The following is a 12160-nucleotide window of genomic DNA, read 5'->3' as shown; positions in this document are numbered from 1 at the left end:
TCCCTCCACCCGCGGGCGGGTCGTACGACGATGCGTCTGGCCGACGTCTTCGCACGACGCATGCGGTGCAACAAGGACGGACACTTCCCGTTCAGCATCGAACAGACTGCACGTGAACTCGGTCTCAAACGCCGGGCCATCCTCAATCATGCCCTGTATCTGCGCGAACTGGGCCTCCTCGCGTATGTCGAGCATGGTTCGAAGGCGAACGCCATCCGTACTCGGCTCGGCACGGCCTGGCAGCCGAGCAACGGCTACCGCGGCACGGCCACGCTCTTTGCCGCGGTAGCACCGCGTGTGTGGGACGAGGCGACGGGGCGCCGGATCAGGGGCGCCGGGTACACGGCACGCGTTGTGGGCGTCACGGACGACGGGCGGGCCCAGGCCTGTGAGGAAGCCCGGCGCAAGGCGGTGACACAAGCCGTGGACCGGGGTGCTGCGTGCACCCCTTCTGTGATGGCCCCCCAGGACCATCTACAGCCACAGGTAGAAGGAGGTAAGAAACACACCCCGCGCAAGCGCGCAGCCCGTACGAAGAACACCTCCCGCAGCAACACCACCGATCGCCCGCGCACCTCGCCCGCAGAGTGCGCCCAGGCCATCGCCTTGGCCGAACAGGTGCAGCGCGAGGTGTGGTGGCTTGCTCGCGGCTGCGCCCGCCGTCTCGGATACATGCTGAGACCACTGCGCACTGCTGGCTGGACGTGGCAGAGCCTTGCAGCCGAGCTGCTCACCTGGGGAGTGCCTGGCCACCTGCGCGATCCCGCCGCCTACCTACGTCACGGATTTGAACGCCGCCGACGGCTGCACGGCCTGGCCGTCCCTGAGCCGTCAGCGTTGCCGGATGAGCGGGCCGACGACGCGGGCACTCGATACATCGCCATACTGCGCCGGCGCGAAGAGAGCAATGGCCCGATCTGGCACCGCTACGCCGAACAGCTTCGCCCTGAACTGCGCCGCCGCCTGACCGAAGCCCGTCGTGCCGGCGAGGAAGAGCGACCACGGCGGCTTGAGCGTGAGTCGCTGTCGCGCGGGAGCGACCAGGCCTTTGCTGAAAGTCTTCCGATCCAGGCGTGGGCAGACGTCTCTCCACGTGACATCTACCGAGCCAGGGCTCTGGGCCTGTCCATCCCCACCGGCCGTGCCGCTCCTGAGTCTGACCAGGGGTGGTTGGAGCAGATGCGCGATCACGTAGAGGCTGAAAGGGCGTGTGCCGCCCTGCGTGCCGAACTCAACGACTGGGCAGCTGAGCGCGCCGCCGACGTGACCGCCGCAAAGCTGCCAGGGCCACGAGTGGCCTCGGCGCGCACTGTGGGTTCATCCCTTTGAACGGCACGGTTCCCCCAGGGGGAATTTCCTGGTCAACCGGCCACGGAACTCGCTGAGCTTCCGGCAACTTAAGTCAGTGACCTCCACCGCGGCGCCCAAACCACCGCCTAGCGCCGTGCCGCCCTCGAACTCCCGTTTGCAGAGCGCCTTGCACGATCTGTCAACTGGCACGAACCGGCGTGGAGTTGCGGCATATGCTCCGAGCTGTCTGCCCCGAATGCGCCTGTACGGCTGCAGTCCGCTGCTTTACGCTCATCGGCAGTGAACCGAGACTGTTTACTCGTCGGCAGTGAAGCCAGCCTGCCACCGCGTCTACCAATGAAGCTCACCAGGCTGCACGCATCCCCCTCGTCCCTCTTCAGAGCGCAACGATTTCGCCGCGCGTCAGCGGGCCGGCCCACGCCCCGCTCGCCGCCCCGTGCCGTTGACGGTCCATTCCGACCGTTGGGATGGACGATCTGTGCCGTGCGTGGGACTCGCACCCCGGGGGCCGTGTGCGATGCCGCCAGTGTTGCACCTCAGTTGAGTGCCGCCTTCCCCGGTTTGGTACCCGGGCCATCGGCCCCGACGGGTGCTCGGACGACCGTCAGCCCCCGTTCCGGCTCCTGGTCCGGGTGGGGTTGGTGCCCACGACGGGCAGTGGGACTGGCTCTGGGGTGCCCCGGTGTCCGGTCAGGGTGACCGCCGGCGTGCCAGGCGCAGCAGCGGGTCAGCGCCTGCAAGAACCTCGGAGGGTATGGAGCCTCGCGTTCTACGGGGATCCCATTCATCTGCGTACTCCCGAGCGGACCGGACGGCCAGTGGGCATGATCAATAGTCAGGCGCGGCGCGACATTTCCACATTCCCAATCCGTGTCTCCAACTGGACGTACAGGCCGCTGAGAAATGTTCGGCATGGGTGCATCCGTGCAGGCGCCTTGGGCGGAAGTAGAGGGGTAGCTCCTCGTCACCGTCAATCAGCTGGGAGGCAGGATCACCCGATAGTGCGTCGGCGCGCCATAGGGCGCCGAAGACGGACGGATTCGGAGCGGGGCCGCCGGGCGATCAACCAGAGAGGTTCCCCGTGACCGGGTACCTGCAGTCATGGCCTGCCAGTTCACCGCACACAGTGTCTGTGCGATGGCGGGCCGGGAGTGGTCAACCACTCTCTGGCTAACTGCCTGCCTGGCGTCAACACTCGACCGCGCAAGACACCGTCATCGGCTGATGCTCCCTGCCCGTTCGGGCACAAAACCAACTAGCAACAACCCGATCAGTAACGCTCAGTCATGTAACTCCCGGCGTATCGATGGGGTGAAACTTGGGGCGAGAACGGCGGTTGGCACGCTCAGGAAGGTGGAGCGCACTACGTTGATGGCTGACCAATTTTCCATCGGATCAGAGGGAGGACAAGGTGGGACACCTTGTTCATCGTGGACCCGATCGGCGCCCCGGCATCACCGCGGCGGAAATCGCCGAACTGTCAGGGGTGGTCACGAGGCCAACTGTTGCATCAGTGGCGGCTACTGCCTGTGTTCCGGGGCACGAAGCCCGTAGGGGTATCTCGCAGGAGAACGGGCAGCGTATGGCCGCAGCCATGTCCGTGGGTCTGCTCACGGAACGATCAGCCCGAGCCATTGCCGAAGATCCACAGGCCGTGTTGAGGGGAGCGCAGGATCTCCAAGACCTTGTCTTGGAGATCATGAAGGCTCAATTGGAGGAAGTTGATCAGCAGATGCTGGCATAACGAAGAACACGGCGGAGGCCCGGGTACTCCCGCCAAGAAGCTACCGGGCCCCGCCGACAGTTGGCTGACCGAGCCGAGACGGGCTGTGCGGATGTGCGTGCACAGCAGATCACCGGACGGCTCGGTCGGCCGGACCATTACCTCTTGAAAGTAGAGGGTACCTATGACCCAGGCAGTTCACGACTTTAAACGCCCCCCTTCTTGGCTAGACGCCTCGGCTAAGAAGGGGCCCCTTGCCCTCGGCCTCACCCAGGTCAGGACAACAGCCGGTTGGTGGTACCGACTTGATGCCCCCGAGAGCTTTGGTGGCATCTGGCGGACATCCTGCGGTCGGTTGAGTCGGGCTCTGCCCTGGTGTCCAGAAGTCCTCTCCCAGTTGGCTGCGCTCGATGGCGACAGCCAGCTCTGCGAGCGGTACTTCACGGTGCGACTGCGCGGCCACGTGGGCGACGCCCCCCCCCCCCCCCCCCCCCCCCCCCCCCCCCCCCCCCCCCCCCCCCCCCCCCCCCCCCCCCCCCCCTCCGCCGCAGAACTGACGCAGGGTAAAGGATGGGAGCAATTCCCCGCCATCGACCTGTGGGAGTGCCTGCCCCTCAGCAGCGTCCTGGCAAGCGTCGTCCACTGTCAGGCAGTCGGCCTGAACCCGGTCTGCTTCCGAGAGGACCGGCGATGACACAGCCACAACTGCACGATGTGACGGCCTCATTCTCCGACGGAACGCTCCACGGCGCCGGTGCCCGTGACCACCGAAGCCCCCGGCAACGCCGGTCCGACGTAGTCGACGGACCAACGAGTGCCCCGGCCGCTGCTGCTCTCCGAGGTCCCAACCGCTCGTCGCTGCGCCCGGCGACCAAGGCGTCTCCGTACGAAAATCACGCCCACCCAGACCACCAGGCCGACCGCGAGGAAGGCGACGAGCTGCCCGGCTGGCCCGTGATCGGGTCCCCGGGCTGGTGCTATGAGGCCGATGAATGCGGCGGCGGCGCACTCCGCAAGCTTCGCCGGGGCAAGACCGAGGAATGGGAACTCATCCTGGACTGGGCGCCATATGTTTCCGAGCGGCTCGTCGTCCTCGGCGACGACGGCAAGTCCTCCGGCCGCTACTACACCATCACCATCGGAGCCGACACCCTCACCAAAAGCCTCGCGGATCTGCGAACCGCTGATGGGTGGAACGACTTCAGCGACGACGCCGGAGCCGCCTCCCGGGCCATCCGCGAGGTCCTCATCAATGTCATCACGGACCAAGGCAAACGGCTGCCCCGCACCTTCGTCGTCACCCATACTGGATGGCACCAGCTCCCCGGAACCGGCCTCACCTACGTGCACGCGGACGGACGCACCTACCCCGCCGACCGCCCCGTCCGCATCATCGGCGCACCGGACCCCCTGCGCCGCGCCGCCGCGCCTCTCGAAGGCACCGCAACCTTTGAGGACTGCTGCCGGGCCATCCGCGACATCGCCAGCCACGGCTGGGCCCCCTTGATGGGTCTCGCGGTCGGCGCCCGCTCGCTCGCCCATTCCCTGCGCCCCGTGGCCGCGACCTTCATCTTCGACGCCGCCCCCAACTCCGGGAAGACCTCGGCGGCCAACACCGGCCGCAGCCTGCTGCTGACTCCACGCCCCAGCGCCTGGCCGCCGGTGCCGACCAAGGGGATGAACAGCACTGTCACCGACATCGAGTGCGCCATCGACTTCGAAGGCGACATGCCCACGCTGCTGGACGACATCCCCCTCACCCGGACGTCGTCCACGATGGAAGTCCGCGAGATGGAGAAGAAGCTCGAACTGATCATCCGTGCCGCCGGTAACGCGACAGAGATCAAGGGCCGCCGAAACCGTGACCTTACGGCCAAGCCCGGCAACCGCATCCGGTCCATCCCCACCATCGCCGCCCAGATGCTTCCGCCGTCCATGCAGGAATCCCTCTACCGCCGTGCAGTTGTCGCCTACCTTGGGCGCGACAGCGGTGACGTCGACTGGCGCTGGTACAAAGCTGGCGGCGGCGAGAGTCTGTCCCTTCCCCTGCGCACGATCGGCGACCGGATCATCGCGCATCTGCACGCTCACCGCAGCGTAGACACCTACCTCGCAGACCTCGAAGCACGGGCCCTCGAACAGCTCATCCCCCATGTGGAGGGCCAACTTCCCCAGCGCAGCGGCACCATGGACGGCGTCGTCACGGCAGCCGCCGCCATGCTCTCCGGACTGGGACTCGTGGCTGCCGTGACCGATGTGGACATGGCCGACCTGATCAGCGTCGTAGCTCCTCCACTTGCCGGCTCCCTGGCCAAGCAGGCCCTGAGAATGGACGAACAGCACATCGCGCAAGACGGAGTGGCCACCGCTGTCGGGGACGTCCTCCGCAAGGCGTTGTCCCGCCGAGATGCCCACATCCGCGACAGTAAGGGCAACATCGGCCCTGTGGTTCCGGGACAGAGCGAGCAGGATCAGGGCGTGCGCAGGCAACGAGGCGGCGCATGGGGAGGCCAAGGACCAGCCGTCTATTGGTTCCCGGACCGCGGCCCCGCCATTGGAATCACCAACAGCAACCTCAATATGCTGCTCAAGGCCAGTGGCGACCCCCGTGTGAACAGTTACGTGGACCGCTCGCTCCCTGACACCTTGCTGCAGGCCGGTGCCACCCTCCGCAACACTGCCCAGAAGGAGCGAGTGACTTCCCACCGCGTACGCGTCGGCGCAGACAATCTCCGGCTCCTTCTGGTCAGAGCCGACCTTGTGTGGGATCTGTAGCGAGCAGCTCATCCTCCGAGCTGGGCCGCCCTTGAGGCTGGCCCAGCTCGGGACCAGACTGATGCATCGTCTTGCGCCGCAATTCGGGCCCGAGTGTACTGATCGGGGGAGCGTCGATCTTCGCTCGGGGGTGCAGGGCGCCGCTCTCCGCGCGTGCCGCTTCAGCCATCGGCTGGATTCGGCGGATCCGTTCGCATTACACGCCGCCGAGCGGCGGGTGCGCTGTGGCTAGGCTGCCGGACGTCTAGGAGCGCTCCCTGCCGTCGCTCGTGCGCGACGAGGTACGGGCGCACAAGCCCAAGGTCCTCACCGCTCAGTGCAGGTACACGCGGCAGACGAGGAGCCGATGTCGGCATGGGCTGCATTTCGGCTGACCGGTGGCGGCCCGCCGCGGGCCACAGCAGCCCCAACAACGGCTCGAGGATTCGAAATACACAGGTCAGCATGTCGATGCTCCTAGAGGGCGGCGGCGATGTGCCCGCTGCGCGGGCCCCACGCGGTCGAGGGCCTTCTGGGCGTGACATCGTCACAGCAGGAGCGGTCCTTGAGTGTGGTGGCCATGGGCGAAAATGCGTCCGCAGGTTCTGAGGGGCGGACTCAGGACCCGTGGCTCGAGCTTTCGGCAGGTGGAGCTCCGCACCCAGACGGGAAGGAGCCGCCCTGGAGGCGGGAGGAGCACCTCATTCAAAGCATCAATGCGCGTCATTTCTGCTGCTACGGGAACAGGGTTCAGGGCTATGACCTGGGATGTTCCCGTGTTCCCCTGTTCCCGCCACCTTGACAAGCACGGCGAAAATGGAATGAGGAGATTCCGCTTGTGAAGGTCTCTGCCTGTGATCAGCCCCTTGGATGAGCGAGGCGGGCCAGCAGGTAGCTGACGGCACCGCGCGGCGGGATGGTGCCGATCAGGGTTCTCCACCGCCACGCGCCGATGTGGCGGTGGAGGGCCCATGGGCTTCTGAGCCTCGGTCAGCGCGCCCTGTCGGCAAGGCGCGTGAGGTCCTGAAGGCCGGTCAACTTAGGCCACCTGGAGCTCAGTTCATCCCTGGAATGCCGACGCCGGGAGGAGTTGCAGTGGGAGCTGATACGGGATATTCAGCCTGGAAGATGCCCAACGGCAGAGCCCTTCCTCGTTGGGGGATATATGAAATCACCCAACGAGGACGGGCTCTGTCATGTCGTCACCTGCGTTGACCAGCGCATTTTGCCACGCGATGAACGAGAGAGGCGCCTTGCGCTGGATCTGCTCCGTGCGACCTGAGGTCCGAACGGTCCTATTGGGAATTTGGAATCTGCGTCACCTTGTGAGTCAACTGGTCCACAAGCTGGTGCAGGCAGGCTAGGGCTGCGATGGGTGGGAGGCCGGCCACAGTTGCCGTGACCGCATCACCCAGCGCGTTTACCGCGCAGAGAGTGGCATTGATCAGGGAAAAGAAGATCATGATGGTCCATGAAGAACCTTTGGTTGACCGCCCGTGCAAGGCCGATCGTAGAATTGTCAAGCAGGCAACAATCCAAGGCCCGTAAATCAGCAGTGGCCACCAGTGCGCTACGCCTTGCGGAAGATCTGATGTGCCGAGGACGTGGAGGGTCTCATATGAAATCAGGCCTCCGAGAGAAACGACAGACATGACCATGATCACGGTGAGGGCCGTGACGCTGAGGCTGGCGAAACTCGACCATCTACTGCTCGCTCTGCGGGCTCGATGCCGTCGCTTGCGCGGACGCCTGGTTACCAAGGAGTCTGCACGTGGTTCGTGGATTGGGTCTGGCTGTCGGCTATACATGGCCGGTGGGAATAGATCCCATTTCGCTTCGATGTCCAGTTCGTGATCAATCCTCCTCAAGTCGGGGGTGCTGTCGAGGAGTTCTCCGGTTTCATGCATCGATGAGTCCCGATGGGGAGTAGGTGAAGTGTGTACGCGCATGAGTGAGAGGGAGATTGAAGGTGGATCCGCAACCCTGCAGGTGAAAGGCGAGTTCGTCGGCCGCTGGACGCGTTGCTTGCCGATGGCGGCTGGCGAAATGCATGGGTGTCAGGACCAGCAGAGCCGGGCACCGTTAACGCGCCGACACGAGCACCTAGCGCGAGAAGGTATGTCTATTACGGTGCTGTTCACTGATGGTGTGCCGCACTGACCCCGATGCTTCAACAGTGGGCAGGGATCTGTGCTGTGCAGCGCCGAGCCTAGGGTGAGCGCGAACAGTGGGGCGAGAATATGATTGCCGCAGAGCAGTCGCGCTCCCGCTTACGAGCGGGTAACCCGATACGGGCGGGACCCTTCAGTGTTCCGGTAGGTGCACCAGAGCACACGGGGCCCTTTCGCCGGGAAGCGATCTCTATCACTGGCCTTCGCATAGGCGTTCTCCCTATCCTCCCTCCCTCTGTGGAATGCCAGGCGCTGCGCAGCAGGGCTTCTAGCAAGGCTGGAGTGGCATGTGAACGTAGCGGTCAATGCCTGCGGGGGAGAGTAGCGCACCAGTTACGACCGCCAACTGCAGTAGCCCGCGTGGCAGTCACCCGAAAGAGGGGATCAGGAATACCCCGGCGAGCGAACGCATCAGGAGCCGCGACAGGCTCTTGTTGAACCAGGTGAACGACGGGGCCTGTGAGCAGGGTAAACGCTGCATCCTGCATGGAAGATGGCTGTGCCGACGTAAGAGGAGGGCCCTGCTCGTCTTGCCGATTCCTCGGGACGGCCTCGAATCGGGCTCCTGAAGGCGCAGTGTTGACGCTGGAGCCAATAGCCGGCGGAGCGCGGGGTGACGCCATTGCACCACTCCCCGTCACGGGTGACCGCGTTCGACGGCAATTGAGCCATCCCACTCCGCTGCCGGCTCCCTTCGGCCAGGAGGACCAGACGGAACCCGTGTTCGCCCATGCGTGGGCAGATTGCTCACTCGAGATATGAGCACAACCCCTCATGCCGAATATCCGACAATGCTGCAAACTGCGACGGCTTCCCAGGCCGGAAGAGCGGTGGCGTCTATCCTGTTGACCCCGAATACGGCGCCTTCTCGTTCGCGGCACTACCTATGTGATTACATTGGAACTGCCGTCAGCGCGCTGCTCCTGGCGTGCCTGTAGGCCAACCCGACTTCTGCGGGCGCAAGTTGGGGTGGGGCTACCTGTCCAGCTAAGGTGAGCCCGGCAGGATACCGGCTTCTGTTTCGGGCCTCGTTCCGTGACAGTCCCGAGTGCCACTTTGGTGGGTTCGCCGTGTCCGTGGGTGCGGGTAGGTCGTTAGATTGCATCCCGGGCCCTGTCTCGTTCGCATGAGGATAAACAGGACAGAGCCGAGTCGCCTTGCCCCGCGCGGTGCTAATGGCTTGGAACCGCGCGTATGAGGAAAGTAGAGGGAAACGAATGCTGTTGACCCCCAACGACATCCGGCAGCGAAAGTTCACGACGGTACTGTTCAGACAAGGTTACGACGAGAAAGAGGTCGATGCCTTCCTCGACGACGTCGAGATGGAAGTGGGCAGGCTCCGGCGGAGAATCGAGGAGCTTGAGTTCGAACTTGTCGTCACGAGACAGAGGGATCTCAACGGGATTAACGATCTTCAGTCGAACGCACCGACTACCTCGCCCCGGAGTTTTCATGAAGATGCTGCGGCTCAGGGAGAGGCACTGTCGGCAGAGGACTGCTGCAGCGTGAGTGTTCTGCACCTAGCCCAGCAAACGGCGGATCAGGCCATTGCCGAAGCGCGAGCTGACGCCGACCGCATCATTGCCGAGGCAGAGAGCTTCGCTGACAGGCTTCGTCAGGACGCCCATGCCAGCGCATATGCGATGGAGCGTAGGGCTAGCGCGCTACGCGGCTTCGAACGTGACTGCCGGAGCCGGCTGAAGACCTACCTCCAGAGCCAGCTCCATCAATTGGACTACTACGAATCCTGCGAGACGACGCCCAGTTGGCCGCGACCTGCGGAAGGGCGGGAATCCATGGCCTGGTCTGGGCCCTTTGCGTGAGCGGACCGGGATGGTACGTCCTTGCTCGTGGGTGGTCGACGCCGTCAGTTGCTTCCCTGGTTCACGGCACTTCTCTGGCCGTGCCGGGTGACGTTGCCGTGATGCGAGCCCGGTGATGTGGGACGGCCAAACGGAGGTGCGACTTCGGATATCGAGTGCCGGCACGTCCACCCGGTCATGCGAAGCCTCTGTAGGGGCTCTGCTCGCGACTGCGTGTGGGAGGCGTGGAGACTCGAACAGGGCAATCCGGAGTGCTGATGCCGGCAGAGTGTGCCTACTGTGATACATGGCTACCAGTAATGCGACTGCGTCGCGTATAGGAGTACGCCGTCGTAAGCAGATTGAGCATGCATGCGCCTGTTGGATGAAAACTCCGGATGCCCATCTTGGGCACCCTTACTATTTCTATGGGGCGTTGGCATGCTACCGATGGGTACTCGGACTGTCTCGTATTTCACCGACGACCGCCAGCGCAACCATGGGCTCAAGTGCTCCTTGTTCGGCTCAGTTATTAGCTGAGGAGCAAGCCGCCCTCCTTGAGCGGCAGCACAAACATTTCAATGATCCCTCACACTGCGAGTACACACTCGGCGTTTATCACGTCTTAGCCTGGGCTTGTGGGCACAGTGACTCCCCTCCATGTGCCCGTACACTCAAGCATGCGCACGCCGATGACCCACATAAGTGACTGATGTGTGGCGGAGAGAGCGGGCAATATGCAGGTAGGGACTGATGATCGACGGGTGCCAACGCCACGCAAGGGCGTCTCAGCGGTATTCGTTCAGAGGGCTGAGCCAACGTCGCTCGTCTTCTTCCTCGGCTAAGAGGCGAGCGCGATACATCCGTTCAGTGACGCCGTAGGCCTGAGCGATGGTTGCATTGGGAAGTCCAGAGTCTCTGGCGATGGCAAGTTCAACAACGCTGATCAGCTTCCGGGCAGCCCATAGTTCCGCATTCCGCTCCTGAATGATGGCAGCAACTGGAGTACTCCCACCAAACATGCATTCCCGGTGCCCGAGTGTAATGTGGCCGAGCTCGTGACAGAGTGCAGAGCGTCTTTGCGCACTACTGAGCCCATGGGTGCAATAGACCTTGCGGTGCTCGGCATCCCAGGCGGCGATCGTGTCCTGGAGATTGAGGTAGTAAATGGGGATCCCCATTTGCTCAATCTCAGCTTCGGGGTCGAACGCACTCACGTGGCACGCAACCTTTCTTGCGGAGCGCTGGCCAAGGACATCGGCCCATCTCACATGTGCAGTTAATCTGCAAATCGAGGATAGGCAAGATCGGCGCGCGAGCGGTTCGCCCAGATTGCCCAGCGTGACGCCCGACAGCTGACGTGCCATCACGCCGTGGCCGATGGAGGCGAACGGGGCGGCGGCCGCAGAAGATCAAGGCGCCTGGTGCGGCGGAGAGACAGGGCCCCTGAAGCTCAGCCAGGTCCTGTGACGAGTGAGCCTGTTGGTCGGCCACGGCCGTTGTTCGGGTACCGGCCAGTGCTGGGGCTTGCCGACTGTGCGGGCACTAGCGAATGCGGCAGAATGCGCGAAGGGGGATTGTCCGGGCAAGAAGAGAGCGAGCTGCAACGTGGCTCGCGACCGACAGCGTGGGGCTGTACATCGAGGTGCTGGGACCGTCGCGAGTGTGCACCACACGCGTTCGACGCTGCGCTGACGGTGTAGCGCCGGTTTCAAGACTGCCGTTGTCGAACACGGCAAGCACGTTGTCACCTACGCTCCGGGAGCGTGCACCGAGTGTGGCGCCGGGACAACCCTCTCCGGCGGTCGGGCGGGTGTACGGCCACCCAGGCGTTCGGCTCCCAGCTGCACTGCAGATCCGTCCGGGTGCGTGGGCCGCCCGGATTCGGAGCAAGTGCCTCCGCAGGGATTCGCGGGGTGGGGCAACATGCCGGGCAGGGGCCGGAGTTCCACCTCCGGGGGCGTCAAGGCAGTAGGGGCTGTACCTGCCAGTGGCGTGACACAGCTGTCCTGGGCGGGGCCGGCGCCCATGATGGGGTCAGTGGCGCGCAGCTCGCGCAGGATTGAACCAATGCTGCACTTCAGAAGACCGTCAACGAGCACGGACTCCATAGAGAGGATGCGGCGCGTCGGCTGGCAAAGACTCTGCCACTGGCGGTCGGCAAGCTGGCCCCGGCCGGAAAGATCCGCAGCATGGATCGATCGAGGAAATCGCCAACCAGCAGAATGCTGACATGCGATAGAGGACTTCTGGCAATGACGCTCCCTCTAGGTGGACTTGTGGGCGGGGCGCTGTGTCGTGAGGCGATGTTAGGGAACGCCGCCGTTAGGGAGTCGGCCAGGCGCGAGCGTGTGGGACGTGGGGCCGTCTGCCGGGCACGGCGGCAGGATTCCAACTCG

The 12160-nt window shown here is 64.3% G+C and carries 5 protein-coding genes; 3 read left to right on the top strand and 2 right to left on the bottom strand.

All coding sequences use genetic code 11. From position 1 onward, the window contains the following. Together OG302_RS43240 and OG302_RS43235 are read left to right on the top strand one after the other, a co-directional pair. Window positions 1–1329: hypothetical protein (locus OG302_RS43240; RefSeq protein WP_371750530.1), on the top strand; the 1329-nt coding region annotated here is incomplete at its 5' end. A 2395-nt stretch (window positions 1330–3724) separates the two neighbouring features. Continuing rightward, complete coding sequence (locus tag OG302_RS43235; RefSeq protein ID WP_371750529.1) at window positions 3725–5809, top strand: hypothetical protein; 2085 nt, start codon at window positions 3725–3727, stop codon at window positions 5807–5809. Window positions 5810–7083: 1274 nt separating this feature from the next. Here OG302_RS43235 and OG302_RS43230 read toward each other — a convergent pair. After that, complete coding sequence (locus OG302_RS43230; protein ID WP_371750532.1) at window positions 7084–7446, bottom strand: DUF2637 domain-containing protein; 363 nt, start codon at window positions 7444–7446, stop codon at window positions 7084–7086. Between the two features lie 1736 nt (window positions 7447–9182). On the opposite strand from OG302_RS43230, the gene OG302_RS43225 reads away from it, so the two are divergent. Then, a complete protein-coding gene (locus tag OG302_RS43225) occupies window positions 9183–9782 on the top strand; it encodes a DivIVA domain-containing protein (RefSeq protein WP_371750528.1) in 600 nt (199 codons plus the stop codon). A 767-nt stretch (window positions 9783–10549) separates the two neighbouring features. Here OG302_RS43225 and OG302_RS43220 read toward each other — a convergent pair. Beyond that, on the bottom strand, window positions 10550–10978 hold the full coding sequence (locus OG302_RS43220; protein ID WP_371750527.1) for an ImmA/IrrE family metallo-endopeptidase: 429 nt from the start codon (window positions 10976–10978) through the stop codon (window positions 10550–10552). Between the last annotated feature and the right edge of the window lie 1182 nt (window positions 10979–12160).

Source organism: Streptomyces sp. NBC_01283, assembly GCF_041435335.1.
Lineage (GTDB): Bacteria > Actinomycetota > Actinomycetes > Streptomycetales > Streptomycetaceae > Streptomyces.
Note: the sequence above shows the minus strand (reverse complement) of the source record. Positions and strands in the feature narration are given on the sequence as shown.

Excerpts from the sequence above, each read along its gene's own strand:
- OG302_RS43235 (WP_371750529.1), top strand. The coding sequence starts at position 3,725 with ATGACACAGCCACAACTGCACGATGTGACGGCCTCATTCTCCGACGGA.
- OG302_RS43230 (WP_371750532.1), bottom strand. The coding sequence starts at position 7,446 with ATGGTCATGTCTGTCGTTTCTCTCGGAGGCCTGATTTCATATGAGACC.